Here is a 17,395-nt window from a genome sequence, read left to right on the forward strand (position 1 = left end):
AACTTTTATAAATGCCTTTTTCAAATCAAGAGAAAATATAGAAAAAGTGAAGTCTAGGAACCCTGAAATCATGTTGAATATTATTGTGAAGGATTATCAAAATAATATATCTGAGACTCATTTTTCAGCAGATAATATTGAACTATTTCTACCATTGAAATATACAAGAGAAGAATTGGAGGAACACATTCATGAGTGAGAAAGAAGAAGTGAAACAAATTGTAGATAAATACAACCAAAGTATTATTCAATTACTTGAGAATGGAACGATACAAGAAGCCAAAACTGTTTTTAAACATGTAGCAGACGAATCTAATCGTAAACAAAGAAAATTAGTAGGATTGGAAGAATAAATGTGATAAATTAAAGGAGGAACCACATTAGCAAACTGATGTGGTCTCTCTTTTTTGTATCATGGAGTACTTGAGTTATTATTGTAGGAGGTAAACATGGTAAAAGTATTGTTAACTGGCATGTCAGGTGTGGGCAAATCAACAACTCTTAAACAAATATGTCAAAATTACGAACATGTTATAGATTTAGATTATGATGGTTGGATTTTTATGGATGAAGAAAGCAATGAACTTAAGGTAGATACCAATAGAATTGTTGACTATCTCCAACAAAATAAGGCTAAGAATATTTTCCTAGCGGGAACTGCAATAAATCAAAGAGAAATCTATCCTTATTTAGATTTTGTTATTACACTTACGGCTCCACTTGAGGTAATGCATGAAAGAGTGTTAACAAGAAATAATAAATCATTTGGTAAAAGCAGAGAAGAATGGCAAAAAATAATAAGTGATAAAAATAATTTTGAACCTCTAATAATCAAAGGCAGTGATTTTGTAGTTTCTACAGATTCAGCGCCGGCTGATGTAGTGAAAAATATTTATAAATTAGTTGGTTTAATTAAATAATAATTTGATAAACAGGCTTAAACAGAAAAAGTAGCGAACAGAATTATTCTATTCGCTATTTTTTTATTTATTATTAAGCATCTCAATAATAATTTCTGCTGTTTCTTTTGGATTACTAATTGGAAAGTAATGCCCTTGAGGTAAGGTACTGATTTGACTATTTACGGTTTTAAATGTGTAGCTTTTATCTTCAGTACCCCAAATGACGTGAAAAGAGTCATTCATTTTATTATTGAGTGCTATTTTTTTCAATTCTTTATTAAGCTGAAGTGTTGTATTTAATATTCGGGGAGATTCAATACTCTCCATTACTCTTTTCAAATAGTTATCAGAAACGGCATCAATAGCTACTAACAGACCGTTTCGATTAAAATATTTGGCTAGTTGTTTATAAGAAGTATTTTTTAAGATAATTTTACTCAACCAATTATAAGGTTCTTTTATTGTTTTATTGACTGGTGGCTGTAATAGAATTATTTTATCCGTATCTAATAAAATTTTTCTGCTAAAAGCTTCGATTAAAAGTGCGGCGCCAAAAGAGTGACCAATAAAACTTGAACCTTGAGGAACTAGTTCTTTTATTGATTGAATCATCTCAATGTAAGGTGTTAAAATATTTGGATTTTTAATAAAAGGTGATCTACCAAAACCGGGTAAATCAACAATGAAAATAGCTTTATTAGTCTGTTTATTTAATTCTAATCCCAAGTTAAACAAATCAGTACCGTCACTAAACAGTCCGTGGAACAGAATAATAGGCTTGTCTGAACCTTTTAAATGATAATAAGTAATACCATTAATACTTTTTCTCTCATATGGCATTATATTTTGGTCAGTAAAAGTTTGTCTGAAATCAATATCTGCGATAGTTTGTGGAATATTTGAAGCAGGCATTTTACTAACTAATTCGGGTTCAAAATTTTCTTTGACTGATTGATTATTGAAGGATTCGTTTGTTAAAAAATTTAAACTAGCCTTTGGAACACCCGTTAATTTACTTCCACCAAAGGACATAATAAATGTTAGTAACCAGTGAGGAACTGTGACTCGTGGTGTTTTTATATTCATACTTTCAGAAATTAGAGACATTAGAGTTGCGATGTTTCTATCAGATTTTTTATCAGGAACAAAAGTATAAGTTTCGTTTCCTTTTGAATCACTAATGATTGTTTCAACAATAAACTGGGCTAGAATATTATTATTAATTAAAGGTAAGCGATAATTTTTACCACCTGGAATGACAGGGAGAAATCCATTTCTGATTATTTTTATAAATAGGCCAAGCCCACCTAGTTGCTCAGTACTACCAGTTTGGTCATCACCAATAACTGTTGGCGGATTAATAACGGTTAATGGTATTTTATTTTTCTTTGCTTCTTGTCTAATATAAATATCAGCTAAAAATTTCATTTTTTCATATGGCGGTGCATCGATTAAATCAGGGTGTTCGTCACGGAAAACATCCATATTTTTCCAAGAATTATCGTTATCATTAATGGGACTCATGTAACCAACAATATGAACCAATCTCTGTAAACCAGTATGTTGATGAATTTCTTCAGCAAGATCCATTACTCTTTTACTACCTTCTAAAAAGGCTGTTTTTGCTAGTTCCTCAGATAAAGTAATATCCATAGGTCCACCGCAATGGAGAATCACCTGACTTTTTAAAACTTTTTTCTTGTCCATTTCATTTAAGCCAAGATTTGGTTGAGTTAAATCTCCAGTAACGAGCTGTATTTTTGATGATGCTAATTCTGTTAATGCAGCTGCTTTAGCTTTGTTTCTAACAAGTAGCGTTAATGAAACTTCTTCTACTACCAATTGCTTAATAACTTCTTTTCCGATAAAACCTGTTCCACCAATAATTAGTATATTCATAACATTCTCCTTTAGTACCGAGTAGTACTAGTTTAGTGTAAAAAAATTACTCTTATATGAGTAATTTTAAAAAATCCTTAGCTGTAGAGGTGATAATGCTACTATCTCTTTTTACTTCGGCTAAAAATAAAGCTCCTTCTAAGTTATTAATAAAAAGTTGAGCGGTTTCTTTTGCGTTAATGTCTTTTCGAAATTCCTTCGTTTCAATTCCTTGTTGAATCAAATGTTCACAAATAGATGTTAAATCGTCAAAAAAATGATTTATTTTTTCCTTCACGTCTAAATCATCATTTGGTGATTGCATGATGAATGTAATAAAAGGGCAACTCCCTTGATAATTTCTCTGTTCAATAGAACTAGCAAGTCCTTCTAAAAAAGTTAACATTCTTTCTGACAAAGATAAGTCTGTCTGTTTCATAACTTCTTCAATATTGGACTGATAGACATCTATCCAATAATCAATAACTGCTAACAACAACTCCTCCTTACTTGAGAAATGGTAATAAACATTTGATTTTGAAACACCACTTTTTTTAACCACTTCATCCATACTTGTGTATGTGTAGCCTTCTTGAAAGAATAGAAGTGCCGCTACTTCGATAACTCTTTTTTTATTTGAAATTTTTATATTTGACATACTAGAACTATATAGTACTAATTTTTTCTTGTCAATTATTATTTATTATTTGTTTTGCTAGTCTTTTGAAATATCTCTAAGAAGAAACTGAATACAAATTTTTTAGAAAAGCAATTGAACATAACGGCTAAAATGAGAAAGATAAATGTGGTACAGCATTTGTCTGATATTACTAATAAAAAAATTATAACATAACAGAGTTTTTCGTAAATTTATAACAAATAAAACTAATTTTTTTCTATCAAAATGCTAATAAATAGAAAGTTTCAACTATTAAAAAAACAGAAAAAAATAAAAGTCACTATTCCATAGTGCGGTAGCTAAATGGAAATAGTGGCTTTTTTTATTAAAAAAATAATTTACATAATTGGTGAAAATAACCGAGACACTTTTTGTTTGAAACGTGTCCAATGAGACATTTCTTTAAATGCTTCAAGGGTTAACTGAGTTGATTTAGTTAGATCGTGGTTAAATGCAGCGGTTAATTCTTCGTTTATATGTGAATCAAAAATAACTAGACTAGTTTCAAAATTTAACTTATAACTTCTGATATCTTGATTAGCTGAGCCAACCATACTTACTTCATCATCAATAATCAAGACTTTGGAGTGTAAGAATCCACCATTATAAGAGTAAATATCAATTTCTTTTTTGATTAAGACGTTAGCAAAAAATTGAGTTGCTCGGTAGATGAAAGGATGGTCAGGTTTATCAGGCACCATAATTTTAACGTCTACACCTGAGCGTTTAGCAATTTCAAGAGCATCAATAATGGTGTCATCTGGAATAAGATAGGGAGTTTGAATCCAAACGCGTTTTTTTGCTGACAAAATAAGTTTAACGAAGGTTAATTTTATCTGCTGTTTTTCATTATTGGGTCCACTTGAAATGACTTGGATATCTGTATTAGCAGCATCAGGTACTAGCTCTTGGTGAAAATAGTTTTGTTTATAGGCTACTTTTTTATTTTCAGGAACAGAGACATTCCAGTCCATAATGAATCGTAGCTGTAAAAAACTACTTGCAGGACCAATCACCCGGACATGAGTATCACGCCAATAGCCAAAAGGAGCCACAGGTTTGACGTATTGATTGGCGATATTAAATCCACCTGTATAGCTAATTTGATTGTCAATGACAACTATCTTTCGGTGATCGTGATAATTCATTCTGAATTTTAGAAGAGCTTGTTGGGACGTTAGGTAAGTTGTTACTTCACCACCAGCATCAATTAATGATTTGAATAATTTTTTGTTAACCCCTTTAGAACCTAGTTCATCATAAAGTAGCTTCACTGAGATGCCCTCTTTTGCTTTAGTTGTTAAGATGTCTAAAAGTGTAAGTCCTGTTTCATCTGTAACAAAAGCATAGTATTCAAGATGAATAGACTTAGTCGCATTCTGACAATCCTTTATCAAAAGATCCAGCTTGTCTTGGCCATCAGTAATTAACGTTACTTGATTTTTATGGCTAAGTGGAATTTTGTTTAAGCTGTAAAGGAAATTTGTCTGAAAATGGCTACTATCAGTAGGAAAGCTAAACAAGCCGTCTTTAGGTTCAATAAGTTGTTGCAACTCTTCCATAGCTTGAACGTGATGTGTTTCGACTTTGAATTTTTGTTTTTCACTTAGACCATAACCGAAAAACAGGTAAAGAAAGAAACCGACAATCGGAACAAAAATAAATATTAATAACCATGCCCAAGTAACACTAGTATCTTTTTCTCGGAAAAAAACTAAGAATAGTGCAAAAAATAAGTTAACTAAATATAAAAACATAATAAAAAAAGTCAAAAATATTCCCTCCAATCATATTTAACTTTTTAAGTTGTTAGCATAGTTTATTTTAGCACAGTCGTAAGCTTTTTTTAGTATGTTAATTTTTGGACTTCAATAAAATGTCCATCGTATCGGTAGCTTGAGTCAATCAATATTGATGAAACAATAAGTTCATTATTATTTATATTGTCTTCTATTATTTTTTTCATTTTTAATTTAAATTCTTCTAATTGAAATCGAGATACAACTACTTCTATGATTCATTCTCTAAGACAAATTTTTAAGTCATTCAAGCATGTTAAAATGATAAAAGTACGAGAATCAGTTATCAGCTTTATTTAATGTTACAATAATAATTACTTATTAATGCTATTAAAAGTAAGATCTATAACCAATACGGAGGTAACTTTAATGCAATTAATCGCCCTTCTAAGAGGTGTCACACCAGTCGGGAAAAATAAAATCCCTAAAATGTCTTATCTAGTTGAAATACTAGAAGAAGCAGGTTTTCAACAGGTCAGAACCTATATTCAAAGTGGTAATATTATCTTAGAAACAGAGTTATCAGTTGAAGAAACAAGAGCCAAAATTCATCAAACCATTAAAGAAAAAATAGGCGCTGAATTATCCATTATCATTAAAGAAAGAGCCGATTTTGAAGCTGCCATTAAAGAAAATCCGTTTGATGATTCCTTTGATTATTCAAGAATTCATCTGGTTTTTACTAATGACGAGATACCTCAAGATAGATTAAATGTTGTAATGAACACGGATTTTTTTAATGAAATTTTCAGAAAAGGAAATCATTGTTTGTATATGTACCTTCCTAGAGATGCTTCTAAGAAGAAGTTAAATACAAATTTTTTGGAGAAACAATTAAATATAACAGCTACCATGCGAAAGATAAACGTGGTTCAGCATTTGTATGATATTGCCGATAAAAAATGATAACATAACAGAGTTTTCCAAAAATTTATAACAGATAAATTTATTTTTATTAGATAAAAGTATTAATAAATAAAGGATTTCAACTATTAAAAAAACATAAAAAAATAAACGTCACTATTCCAAAGTGTGGTAGCCAAATCGGAATAGTGATGTTTTTTTAGTTATTTCATTTGCCAAGTTACAGTGTGTCCGTCCATCTCTGTTGTCCATGTATCAAAGGAGATGCCACTGTTACTTAAAGTATAAGGAATGTCATTGTGACGTATCATCAGTTTGTTTTCATTGATGGAATAAGTATCCTCGTAATCAGGTCTGTAATTACCAAGTAATTCTGTTCGAATAGTCGTGTCATCAATGAAGGTGATTTCTTGGGCGCCATCATGAATTAAATTTTGAGGAGCTTTGTTATCCTCCATTGCTTCAGCAGCATCCTGTCCGTCATAGAGAATGGGGACGATAGAGTATTTCTTTCCAATAAGCATTTGACGTGCTGATTGGAAAGTGTCATTTATTTTTGAGTTTTTAGCATTTTTTTCTTTAAAGAATTCTTCAGCGATACTTGTATCTAGGTATTTTTTTGACATCAAAGTCCAGTTGGGATCAACTAAGCTACCAGTGATTGCCCCTTTAGCTTCAAGTTCTCCTTGTGCATTTATTCTGAATGTTCCTAGACTATCCATTTGATCAATGCCAACACTAATATAAATTAATTTGTCTTTGTCATCAGTTTTCATATCTAAAATATATCTAGTAGGTGGAGGTGGTAGCAAATCTAAAATAGACATCACCCACTCTTTTACTTGTGCTTCTGTTAAGTTTGTTTCAGAAAAAGTTGACTGAGTTGTTGAAGTGTCGCTAGTTGTCTCTTTGCTTGTACTTGTTTGTGTTTCAGATACTTGATTAGGTTTGGTTTCTTTTGTTGATTTGTTACCTAAGTGCCAAAGGAAAAAGGTAAAACCAAGGATTAGCACAATGATGAAGCTCCAACGTGTGATCTTTCTTTTTTTCTCTGCTTTTTCAATATCCAGTAGCATTTTTGTTAATTCTAATCGAACATTTGGGTCGGTGGCATTATTTATTTCTGTGCGCAGTAGTTCTTTGTTGCTTCGGTCATTATTCAAACTTCTTGTTAGTTTCTTCTCTTCTTTGCTCAATTCAATATCTCCATATCTTGTCGTTTGATTCAATTATATCAAAGCGTTGACTTTATTAAAGGTCTTTTTTCGATTAAATGAATGCTAATTGTTGGATTGATAAAGAAAGAGGTCAAACAAGAAATGATTTGTTATTTTTTTATACTGCTAATTGAATCACTTGAGCGACTTTGTCTAATGTTAAAGTTCCATTTTCACCAAGTTTGATATTAAGGGCAGCCAGTGGTTCTAATGCTCTGAGAATATCAGGAATAATTTCCTCACCGAGTGAGTAGCTAGTAAGTCGTGTTGAACTACCAAGAGATTCAAAGAAGTCACGGGTCTTTTGAATGGCAAGAGTAATCGTTTCATCTGATTTGTCTGTAAGGCCCCAAACTCTTTCTGCGTATTGTAATAGCTTTTCACGTTTTTCAACGCGTTGAACTTCTAACATTGCCGGTAGAATAATTCCCATTGTTTTACCGTGATCAATGCCATAAAAGGCTGTTAAACAATGCCCAATCATGTGAGTTGACCAGTCTTGTGGTACACCAGAGCCAATGAGGCCGTTAATTGCAAGAGTTGAAGTCAACATTAAATTAGCGCGAACGTCATAATTCGTTGGTTGTTTAATCGCTTTTGGGCCTTCTTCAATCAATGTCATCAAAAGACCTTCAGCAAATCGATCTTGTACTTTTGCGTTAACTGGATAGGTTAGATATTGTTCCATAATATGAACAAAGGTGTCAACAATTCCATTATTCACTTGTTCTAAGGGTGCACTATAGGTATAACTTGGATCAAGGATTGAAAACATGGGATAAATGGCTGAGCTTTGAAAAGGTATTTTAGACCCCTCCTTTTTAACTGAAATAACAGCTTCCCCATTCATCTCTGTTCCTGTGCCAGATAGTGTTAAAATGGTACCAATAGGTATAGCTTTTGTAGCAGGTATTTGTTTGATTAACATATCAACAGGGTCGCCTTGGTCAAATAAGGTAGCTGCGGCAACAAATTTTGTGGCATCAATGACAGAGCCTCCGCCTACAGCTAAAAGAAAGGTATAGTTTTCTAATTTAACAAGCTCTACAAGGTCCATTAGATTTTCATAAGTTGGGTTTGGTGAAATGCCACCAAATTCACCATACTCAAAGTCTGTTAAATGTGTTTTGACTTCATTGATCAAGCCGCTTTTTTTGGCACTTTTTCCACCATAAATGATTAGCACTTTTGAAGAAGTAGGAATTTCACGTGGTAATTTATCCAGTTGTTGTTGTCCAAAAATTAGTTTAGTCGGGTTTTTAAATTCAAATTGATTCATTAGATTTCCTCTTTTCTTTTATCAGTCCTCTGTTTCAGCTAAGTATCGAGGCTTGTGTTATTATTATGACTAAATGATAGTTAGCCAACAAGGAGTGAACTTATCCTATGACAAAAACTCATAGTCTATTAAATAATAATAACGATGAACGCTTGGAAGCTTTGGGCAATTTTTTGAGAAAAAGACGAGAGCAAATAAAACCAGAAGACGTTGGAATTACGACAAATGGCAGAAGAAGAACACCTGGTCTTCGTAGGGAAGAATTGGCCCAATTAGCTGGTGTTAGTGTGTCTTGGTACACTTGGTTAGAGCAAGGCCGTGATATCAGTGTCTCAGACGACGTGTTAAAAAGTATTGCTCGTGTTCTTAAATTAGAACCTTCTGAAAAAGCTCACTTATATCAGTTGGCTAAAAAGAAAGAAGCCGTTGTTACTGAACTTTCATTGGAAAATATGACTGAACTTCAGCAATTATTGACTTCCTTTGGGTCAAATCCGGTATATATTTTGGATAAGTGTTGGAATCTTGTTTTGGGCAATCAAAATGCCTATAATTTGTTTGTTCCAGCGTCTGTCTCTAACTATGAAGAGTTATCGTGGCGAGAGAAAAATTTAATTTGGGGATTATTTACGAATCCGTATCAAAAAGAATTATTAGTTGACTGGGAAGTCGAAGCTAAACGATCTGTTGAATTATTTCGTTACAGTAGTAGTGATTACATTAGTGAAAAATGGTATATCGCTTTTATTAATGAATTAAAAGAAATTAGTCCTCAATTTGAAACATGGTGGAATGACTATGCTATTCAGTCGCCAGATAGTAAGATAAAACACCTTTATCATCCAGAAGTAGGAGAGCTGGTATTTCGAGTATCCACATTACTTATTCCTGAATTTACAGAGCTACAATTAGTTGTCTATACACCAACAGAAGTAAAATTTTGCGAAAAATTATTAAAATTATTAGAGGTATCAAGAGAATTACCATCTACTGTGTTAAGAGACGAGTTAGGAGGGTAATATGACTGTTATTAGACAGGCTAAACAAGCAGAATTAGTTTGACAAATCAAGACCCAGCAAATTATCAATAGTTTTAAATGGATTGATTCCATCATTTTTCATTTGTTCACGCTCAGTTCATAAACAATAGTTACTCTTTAATTATTAAAGTGAAAGTAGGAGGAACAAAAATGAAAGAATTTAGAAAAATAGGGATAATTTTAGCTCTATTACTAATAGTTATTGTTGGACAGAAAGTTGATGCAGTTGAATCAACAAAGTTAGATAATGAAAAGAATGTGGCTGAATTTGTGGATAAAGAAATGACAAGGAATGTAGAGAAGTTTCACATCCCAGGTGCAGTTATTTCGGTGGTTAAAGATGAAAAGCTAATTTATTCAAATGGTTATGGTATGGCTAATATTAAGGAGAAGCAAAAGGCTGATGCCAATAATAGTATGTTTCGGATAGCCTCAACCACTAAATTATTTACTTGGACTGCGGTCATGCAACTAGTTGAACAAGGTAAAATTGATTTAGACACGGACATTAATACTTATTTGAAAGAAGTTAAAATTCCTGATACTTTCAAAAAAAGCATAACGATGCGAGATTTAATGACACACGCTGCAGGGTTTGAAGAAGGTGGTGTGGGGTATCAAATCACCACAGATGAGAAGAAACTTAATGAAACAATTAGTGACACATTAAAAAAACATCCTTTAGCTAGAATTCGTCCAGCTGGAGAAACGGCGTCTTACTCGAATTACGGGGCTACACTGGCTGGGTTAATTGTTGAAGATGTCAGTGGAATGTCTTATGAAGATTACATTCAAAAAAATATCTTCGACGTTTTAAATATGACGCATGCCACAGTTGTGGAACCATTGCCAGATAAATACCTTAGTAACCAAGTGATTGGTTATAATTATGAAAATAAGCAATTTGTTCCTGGTATTCCTACGTACGAAGGTGGGTTTAGTCCAGCTGGCGCTGGAACGGTTTCTGCTAATGACATGGCTAAATTCATGTTGGCGCATTTGAACAAAGGAAGTCTTAACAACAAACAAATACTAAAAAAACAAACGACTGATTTAATGCATCAGACAGCTTTTCGTTTTGACAAGCGTTTACCAGGATCAACGTTAGGATTTCAAGAAGGAGAAATTAATGGGCAAAAAACAATTTCTCATGCAGGTGCTGATGTTACGTTTATCACCGATTTAATTCTCGTTCCGGAGCAGAAAGTAGGGATATTTTTATCCTTTAGTGGTGGGCAAGCTGATGAGGCACTTGGTTCAATGAAATCAGAATTTTTTAATCATTTCTATCCACTAGATATTAAGAAAGAGCCTCAGTTTATTAAGACAAGTGAAGAGGAACTGGCTAATTATACTGGGTCATATAAATTTACCCGACGAAATATTAGTCATATTGATAAGTTTTTTAGCCTTTTAACAGAAATGACAGTGTCTCAAGAAGAAGGTCAACTAACAATTGGTCAAGGAAAAGAGCAAGAGTTTTTCAAAAAAATAGCCCCTAATTTATTCCAACAAGTGGGTGGGCAGCAAAAACTAGTGTTTAAAACTGATAAAACTGGGAAAGCAACGAGTATGTTACTTGATTTTATGCCTGATATGCCACTTGAAAAGACAAAGTTTTGGGATCAGAGTAAGGTTTGGCTAACGCTCTTAGGAATTGCTACTGTTATATTTATAGTTACTATATTAACCATGTTAGTTAGAGTAAGAAAATTTAAAACAGCGAGTAAATATTCAAAGAGACTTTACGGATTATTAGCAGCTACTGCAAGTGTTTCTTTACTAACATTGGTTCTTACTGTGACACAAGTATTAAATATGGATGCCCTAAAGAGGTTGAGTGAGATTACATTGTCTTTAAAACTCTTTTTAATTCTTCCGATTGTTGTGGTGATGTTATGTATTTCTTTATTAGTAAAAAGTGCTTTTATCTGGTATCGTCAGGAATATTCATTCGTCTATCGAATATTAATTACCTTCGTTGTTGCTGCAAGTATTATTCTTAGTACGTTTTTCTTTTATTGGAATTTACTTGGGTGGCAATTTGGATAAGGAGTGAAAAAGAGATGGGTCAGTTATTAATTGTTGACGATGATTTAGCAATCCGAGAGTTAATGAAGTTGTATTTAAAAAATGAAGGATTTGATGTAGTCGAGGCTCAAAATGGAAAAGAAGCCTTAAAGATTATTGAGAAACAAACGATTGCTTTATTGGTATTAGACATCATGATGCCTGAGATGGACGGTTGGGAAGTAATAAAAAAAATTCGCTCTACTGATTCTGAGATTCCTATTTTGATGGTCACTGCAAAGGGAGAGACAACTCATAAAATTAGAGGATTTCAATTAGGGACAGATGATTATTTAACAAAGCCCTTTGATCCTCTAGAGCTAGTTTTACGCGTAAAAGCCTTGTTGAAACGAGCTAAAATAAATACATCTCAAAAAATTGATTTAGGGCCAATTTCCTTAAATCGTCAATCCTATGAAGTGCTAAAAAATCAGGAAAAGATAGGAATGACGCTTAAAGAATTTGAGGTTTTGTTTACCTTAGCTAGCTATCCTAATCAAATTTTTACAAGAGAGCAGTTAATTACTCATATTTGGGGAATTGATTATGAAGGGGATGACCGAACTGTTGATGTTCATATTAAGCGAATTCGGGAAAAATTTGTTGATAGTAAAGACATATTTCTAATTGAATCAGTTAGAGGTTTAGGTTACCGTTTGGTGATCGTATGAGAAAAACACTCTATGCTCGAATTGTGTTTGTTTTTATCACTATCACGCTTATCAGTCTAATGGCTTCTTCTCTTATTGGAATATTTCTGTTTCAACAAAAAATAAATCGAGATGGTCAAAAAAGTATGCTAGATAAAGGACATGAAATTGTTCAGCTTTACGAAAAAAACACCGATGAGAATCTCGAAGAATTTTTTCAAAGAATGGCCAAATTAACCTCATATCCTATCCATTTTTATGACAATCAAAAACAAGAAGCATTTTATAGCTTGAATAATAATAATGTAGCAAAAATAAGTGATAAGAGTGTTGAGACTGTGCTAAAGGGTGAAGTGTCTAGGTCTACCAAACAGGAAAAAGATAGTTATGTTGGTTTACCTATCACCGTTAAAGGGCAAAATTCTGCTATATTTTTGCAATTTTCTTATGAGAATGAACTGATTTTTAACATGTTACTCCTTTTTATTATTGTCTGTACCCTAGTTTTAGGTAGTGCGGGAATTTTAATTGCAGCCCACTACTTGATCTCGCCGCTTAAAAAGTTAAAAGAAGCAACAGAAGTAATAACAACTGGAGATTTTGATGTAGCACTTGATTTGAAACGCCAAGATGAAGTAGGGGAGTTGGCACGAAGCTTTAATAAAATGACTGATGAACTAAAAAAAATGGAAGAGATGCGCCAAGACTTTGTTTCAAATGTCTCTCACGAAATTCAGTCCCCTTTGACATCGATTTCTGGTTTTGCTAAGGCGTTAAAAAACGAACAACTGATTACGGATGAACAGCGACCTTATTATTTAAATATTATTATCTCTGAGAGTGAACGATTATCGCGATTAGGGGATAATTTATTAAAGCTTGCTTCACTTGATTCAGAACATCACCCGTTTAAAGTAGAGTCTTTTGATGTGGTTGAACAAATTAGACAGACGGTAGTTATGCTAGAAAATCAGTGGTCTCAAAAAGAAATAGACGTTGTTATTTTGAAAAACAAACCGATTTTTATTAAAGGTGATTTTGATTTACTTCAACAAGTCTGGTTTAATTTACTAACTAATAGCATTAAATTTACACCTCAATTTGGAAAGGTAATGATTGATTTTGATAAGCAAGATCAATTGATTATTACTTTCAGAGATACGGGAATAGGAATTCCAGAAGAGGAGTTACTTCTTATCTTTCAAAAGTTTTATAAAACAGATAAATCAAGAACAACTAAAGAAAGCGGTAATGGCTTAGGCTTAGCAATAGTAAAAAAAATCATTGAATTACATCATGGAACGATAGTGGTGAAGAATCACGGCGAAAGTGGTGCGGAATTTGAAATAAATATACCTTATGAAAATTAAACAATTTAATCTAAGAAGGCGACTGAATGGTTGACTTCTTTTTTTTAATATATTTAGTTTTGTTGTTGACAAGGTAACTAAATAGTTATATATTTAGTTTGTTAATTAACTTGTAAACTAAATAAAATGAGACGAGGAAAAATAATGTATGAAAATAATATTTTAAAATTAATTGCTGAGATTGCTCATCACCCATTTCTTATTTTTGCCGATCGGGTGGAGGAAAAAACAGATAATGCAGTGGAAACATTGAAATTATTATCAATTGAAGGCGATACAACAGCAGGGCGAATTTCGGAGTATTTGGATATAAAACCATCTAGTGTGACTCAAATAATAAAAAAATTAGAAAAATCAGAAACAGTCGAACGGATTAAATCAAGTGAAGACGCGCGAGTAACCTTGGTTCGCCTAACAGATAAAGGAAGAGAAAATTTAGCACACCGAGAAGGGACAGGAGCGTTACTAAGAAAAGAAATGTTTAAAGGATTCTCACAAGAGGAACTCCAGGAGTTCAGTGATTACCTAACGCGTTTAGAAGAAACAATTTTAGATGATGAATTTTCAAAAAAACTAAATCAAGTTTTTTCAGACGATAAACGTTGGCAACAATTTGATGAGATGTCCGCCCATTTTTCACGTTCAAGAGAGCAAATGATGGAGCGAGGTAGATTTAATGACCCGCGGGAGTATGGTGGGTTTAACGGACATGAACGATTTAGAGGAAGAAGGAATAGATAGTGGAGCATCATTCAGAACATGTACGAGCAGATGGTAGCAAATTTTCAATAAAAGAATTTGTTAAATTAATCAATACAGCTAAGCCAAAATATATATTATTAATTATTGGCGTTCTTTTATTAGGCATTTCATCTGGGGTTCAAATTTATATACCTAAAATGGCCTCATCTTTAGTGAATAATTTTGCTAAGGGCGTGGACTACGATTTGTTAATAAAAGTAGTCATTCTTTCAGTTGTTTCTGCTTTAGTTTCAGCAATAGGTGGAACTATTTTAGGAATCTTTGGAGAAAATGTTATCCAAAATTTACGGAAAAATTTGTGGGAGAAATTAATTGCCTTAAGAGTAAAATATTTTGATACAGTAAAAGCCGGTGAAACAAGTAGTCGCTTAGTAAATGATACGTCTCAAGTGAAACAGCTACTTGCAACAACTTTTCCACAAACATTGGCCAGCATTATTTTGATGGTGGGCTCAATTGTCATGATGATTCGAATGGACTGGCAAATGAGCTTAGCCATGCTTGTGGTTGTCCCTTTATTGATGTTAGTGATGGTCCCTATATTTAGTTTTGGGACAAAAATTGGTCATTTAAGACAAGATGCACTAGCTAAGTTTAACGGAATAGTTAATGAGGTTTTAGGTGAGATACGCTTAGTAAAAACGTCTAATGCGGAAAAACAGGCCAAAGAAAAAGCAAATAAAGAAATTGATGATTTATACAAAGTAGGAAAAAAAGAAGCGGTTTTTGATGCGGTGATGCAACCTGTTATGATGATGCTCATGATGAGTATGATATTTGGTTTACTTGCATATGGCATGCACCGAATCGCAGTAAGGACGATGGAAATCGGAACATTAATGAGCTTTATTATGTATTTATTCAATTTGCTAGGTTCGATTCCAAGTATTGCCACTTTATTTTCTGAGCTAGCTAAAGTTTCAGGCTCTACTAAACGAGTTCAAGAGCTATTAAATGAAGAAATTGAAGAGTTTGATAGTGGTGAAAATGTTAATTTAGATGGGAAAGAATTAGTTGTTGAAAATGTTCACTTTTCATATGATGAGTCAGAGCCTATTTTACAAAATATATCTTTTTCTGCTGAACCGAATCAAGTCATTGCTTTTGCAGGACCATCAGGTGGAGGTAAATCAACCATCTTTAGTTTATTAGAACGATTCTATGAGCCAAATGAAGGAACCATTTCCTTTGATAAAAAGTCTATTAACCAAATGGCTTTAGGTCATTATCGCTCTCAAATTGGGTATGTTTCCCAAGATAGTGCGATTATGGCAGGTACAATTCGTGAAAACTTAACCTTTGGATTAGATGAAACGTTTGAGGATGAGGCACTGTGGCATGTCTTAGAACTTGCTTATGCCAAAAAGTTTGTAGAAGAGATGCCAGATGGATTGAATACAGAAGTAGGAGAACGAGGCGTAAAAATATCAGGTGGTCAACGGCAACGTATCTCTATTGCTAGAGCTTTTTTAAGAAATCCAAAAGTTTTAATGCTAGATGAAGCAACAGCTAGTTTAGATAGTGAGTCTGAAATGATGGTTCAAAAAGCATTGAGTCATTTAATGGAAGGACGAACTACTTTAGTTATCGCTCATCGTTTAGCAACTATTGTGGATAGTGATAAAATTTACTTCATTGAAAAAGGAAAAATCACTGGTGAAGGTACCCATAGTGAGTTAATCAAAAATCATGAAACATACGCTAACTACGTAAGTGAACAATCCCTTCAACACGAATTGATTGCTTAAAGAAAAAGCTCTTCAGAAATTTCTGAAGAGCTTTGTTTGTTGTAAATAATCTAAAAATATTTTCTATGCAATAGATGCATTGTAAATAGCTAAGATCGAAGTATCTAGTGTTTTATTAAATTCTTCTGCTGTTTGTTGGAAAGTAAGTCCCTCAGCCAATGCACGAGAAAAACTAGCAATTAACTGCTTGTTGCGGCTTAAAAGCTCGTTAGCTTCTTCCCTAGAATAGCCACCAGATAAGGCAACCACGCGAAGAACATGAGAATGGTTAGCTAACTCTTCATAAAGATTGTCCACAGTTGGAATAGACAACTTCAACATAACCTTAGTATCAGCATCTAGTGTTGCTAATTGTTTTAATATTTCTTCTTTTAAAATGGTTTCTGCTGCTTCTTTTTCAGGTGAATGAATATCAACTTCAGGTTCGATGATTGGTACTAAACCAGCTTTTGCAACTTTTTTAGCTAAGTCAAATTGTTGCTCAACGACTTCTTTAATACCTGTTGGGTTAGCAAGTTTGATGAGTGAACGCTCTTTTGTACCAAAAATATGGTAATGATTCGCTTTTTGTAAGAGTTCCTCTAAATCTGGAATTGGTTTTAATAATTGAACGCCGTTTGCTTCCTCAGCAAGTCCCTTATCAATTTTCAAGAAAGATAAAATACCTTTTTCATTCCATAAATAATCAGCTGTAGAGATGCCATCAATATCTCGTTCCATGGTACCCTCAAATAAAATAGCCCCTAAAATATGGTATGAATTAAACGCTGGACTTTTAATAATTCGTGAGCGCATCTCATGAACTAAATTAAACATTGCGTCATCTGTATCGTAACTATTTTCTTCAATACCATAAGCCTTTAAAGCTTTTGGTGTGCTACCACCACTTTGATCTAATGCTGCGATAAACCCTTTACCACTACTTATTCTAGTCAGTTGTTCTTCATTCATTAAAAAATCCTACCTTTCCATTGTCAAAATTTAGAAGAATCAAAAAGCGACCCTTCATTTCCATTGTAGACTAACAATCGTAAAAAGGCTTTCATTTTGTTTTAAATCAGGTGATTTATGAGATTATTATGATAAAAAGCAAATGATTGGTCTATACATAGTTATTAAAATACGGGTTTTGTGAAA

15 protein-coding genes and 1 pseudogene are annotated in these 17,395 nt (G+C 33.0%); 10 read left to right on the forward strand and 6 right to left on the reverse strand.

The window, feature by feature from the left end:
* From RR554_RS10385 to RR554_RS10395, 3 genes and pseudogenes are all read left to right on the forward strand, one after another.
* Positions 1–199 (forward strand): annotated as a pseudogene (locus tag RR554_RS10385) (zeta toxin family protein); the annotation flags it as partial.
* Positions 192–353, forward strand: coding sequence for a hypothetical protein (locus RR554_RS10390; protein ID WP_332463896.1), 162 nt, complete (start codon positions 192–194; stop codon positions 351–353). The pseudogene RR554_RS10385 and the gene RR554_RS10390, both read left to right, overlap by 8 nt.
* Before the next feature lie 96 nt (positions 354–449).
* Complete coding sequence (locus RR554_RS10395; RefSeq protein WP_332467960.1) at positions 450–920, forward strand: AAA family ATPase; 471 nt, start codon at positions 450–452, stop codon at positions 918–920.
* Between the two features lie 63 nt (positions 921–983).
* On the opposite strand, the gene RR554_RS10400 is transcribed toward RR554_RS10395, so the two are convergent.
* The 3 genes from RR554_RS10400 to cls all read right to left on the reverse strand — a co-directional run bounded on the left by RR554_RS10400 (position 984) and on the right by cls (position 5,231).
* A complete protein-coding gene (locus RR554_RS10400) occupies positions 984–2,801 on the reverse strand; it encodes an alpha/beta fold hydrolase (protein WP_332467961.1) in 1,818 nt (605 codons plus the stop codon).
* A 52-nt stretch (positions 2,802–2,853) separates the two neighbouring features.
* On the reverse strand, positions 2,854–3,438 hold the full coding sequence (locus RR554_RS10405; RefSeq protein ID WP_332467962.1) for a TetR/AcrR family transcriptional regulator: 585 nt from the start codon (positions 3,436–3,438) through the stop codon (positions 2,854–2,856).
* A 359-nt stretch (positions 3,439–3,797) separates the two neighbouring features.
* Positions 3,798–5,231 carry a cardiolipin synthase gene (gene cls, locus RR554_RS10410; protein WP_332467963.1) on the reverse strand — a complete coding sequence of 478 codons (1,434 nt, stop codon included), beginning with the start codon at positions 5,229–5,231 and terminating at the stop codon, positions 3,798–3,800.
* 396 nt (positions 5,232–5,627) lie between these two features.
* On the opposite strand from cls, the gene RR554_RS10415 reads away from it, so the two are divergent.
* Entirely contained in the window at positions 5,628–6,164 is a 537-nt protein-coding gene (locus tag RR554_RS10415) for a DUF1697 domain-containing protein (RefSeq protein WP_332467964.1), read from the forward strand.
* A gap of 161 nt (positions 6,165–6,325) precedes the next feature.
* Here the strand turns inward: RR554_RS10415 and RR554_RS10420 are convergent, their stop codons facing one another.
* Entirely contained in the window at positions 6,326–7,351 is a 1,026-nt protein-coding gene (locus RR554_RS10420; RefSeq protein WP_332467965.1) for a hypothetical protein, read from the reverse strand.
* A 106-nt stretch (positions 7,352–7,457) separates the two neighbouring features.
* Positions 7,458–8,618, reverse strand: a complete 1,161-nt coding sequence (locus RR554_RS10425; protein ID WP_332467966.1) for an iron-containing alcohol dehydrogenase — start codon at positions 8,616–8,618, stop codon at positions 7,458–7,460.
* Between the two features lie 107 nt (positions 8,619–8,725).
* Here RR554_RS10425 and RR554_RS10430 point away from each other — a divergent pair, with 107 nt between their 5' ends.
* The 6 genes from RR554_RS10430 to RR554_RS10455 all read left to right on the forward strand — a co-directional run bounded on the left by RR554_RS10430 (position 8,726) and on the right by RR554_RS10455 (position 16,258).
* The gene (locus tag RR554_RS10430) at positions 8,726–9,637 is read left to right on the forward strand and encodes a helix-turn-helix transcriptional regulator (protein WP_332467967.1); all 912 of its coding nucleotides are present in this window, start codon (positions 8,726–8,728) and stop codon (positions 9,635–9,637) included.
* Positions 9,638–9,808: 171 nt separating this feature from the next.
* Positions 9,809–11,710: a serine hydrolase domain-containing protein gene (locus tag RR554_RS10435; protein WP_332467968.1), complete on the forward strand. Its 1,902-nt coding sequence runs from the start codon at positions 9,809–9,811 to the stop codon at positions 11,708–11,710.
* Between the two features lie 14 nt (positions 11,711–11,724).
* Positions 11,725–12,399, forward strand: a complete 675-nt coding sequence (locus RR554_RS10440) for a response regulator transcription factor (RefSeq protein WP_332467969.1) — start codon at positions 11,725–11,727, stop codon at positions 12,397–12,399.
* Positions 12,396–13,748 carry a sensor histidine kinase gene (locus RR554_RS10445; RefSeq protein WP_332467970.1) on the forward strand — a complete coding sequence of 451 codons (1,353 nt, stop codon included), beginning with the start codon at positions 12,396–12,398 and terminating at the stop codon, positions 13,746–13,748. The genes RR554_RS10440 and RR554_RS10445 overlap by 4 nt, the downstream gene beginning before the upstream one ends.
* A gap of 144 nt (positions 13,749–13,892) precedes the next feature.
* Positions 13,893–14,489, forward strand: coding sequence for a MarR family winged helix-turn-helix transcriptional regulator (locus RR554_RS10450; protein WP_332463884.1), 597 nt, complete (start codon positions 13,893–13,895; stop codon positions 14,487–14,489).
* A complete protein-coding gene (locus RR554_RS10455) occupies positions 14,486–16,258 on the forward strand; it encodes an ABC transporter ATP-binding protein (protein WP_443081338.1) in 1,773 nt (590 codons plus the stop codon). The genes RR554_RS10450 and RR554_RS10455 overlap by 4 nt, the downstream gene beginning before the upstream one ends.
* Before the next feature lie 63 nt (positions 16,259–16,321).
* Here the strand turns inward: RR554_RS10455 and RR554_RS10460 are convergent, their stop codons facing one another.
* Positions 16,322–17,209, reverse strand: a complete 888-nt coding sequence (locus RR554_RS10460) for a fructose bisphosphate aldolase (RefSeq protein WP_332467972.1) — start codon at positions 17,207–17,209, stop codon at positions 16,322–16,324.
* Between the last annotated feature and the right edge of the window lie 186 nt (positions 17,210–17,395).

Source organism: Vagococcus sp., assembly GCF_036639995.1.
In the GTDB taxonomy this organism is placed as follows: domain Bacteria; phylum Bacillota; class Bacilli; order Lactobacillales; family Vagococcaceae; genus Vagococcus.

Coding starts and splice junctions, on each gene's coding strand:
- RR554_RS10390 (WP_332463896.1), top strand. CDS start 192: ATGAGTGAGAAAGAAGAAGTGAAACAAATTGTAGATAAATACAACCAA.
- RR554_RS10395 (WP_332467960.1), top strand. CDS start 450: ATGGTAAAAGTATTGTTAACTGGCATGTCAGGTGTGGGCAAATCAACA.
- RR554_RS10400 (WP_332467961.1), bottom strand. CDS start 2,801: ATGAATATACTAATTATTGGTGGAACAGGTTTTATCGGAAAAGAAGTT.
- RR554_RS10405 (WP_332467962.1), bottom strand. CDS start 3,438: ATGTCAAATATAAAAATTTCAAATAAAAAAAGAGTTATCGAAGTAGCG.
- RR554_RS10415 (WP_332467964.1), top strand. CDS start 5,628: ATGCAATTAATCGCCCTTCTAAGAGGTGTCACACCAGTCGGGAAAAAT.
- RR554_RS10425 (WP_332467966.1), bottom strand. CDS start 8,618: ATGAATCAATTTGAATTTAAAAACCCGACTAAACTAATTTTTGGACAA.
- RR554_RS10430 (WP_332467967.1), top strand. CDS start 8,726: ATGACAAAAACTCATAGTCTATTAAATAATAATAACGATGAACGCTTG.
- RR554_RS10435 (WP_332467968.1), top strand. CDS start 9,809: ATGAAAGAATTTAGAAAAATAGGGATAATTTTAGCTCTATTACTAATA.
- RR554_RS10440 (WP_332467969.1), top strand. CDS start 11,725: ATGGGTCAGTTATTAATTGTTGACGATGATTTAGCAATCCGAGAGTTA.
- RR554_RS10445 (WP_332467970.1), top strand. CDS start 12,396: ATGAGAAAAACACTCTATGCTCGAATTGTGTTTGTTTTTATCACTATC.
- RR554_RS10450 (WP_332463884.1), top strand. CDS start 13,893: ATGTATGAAAATAATATTTTAAAATTAATTGCTGAGATTGCTCATCAC.
- RR554_RS10460 (WP_332467972.1), bottom strand. CDS start 17,209: ATGAATGAAGAACAACTGACTAGAATAAGTAGTGGTAAAGGGTTTATC.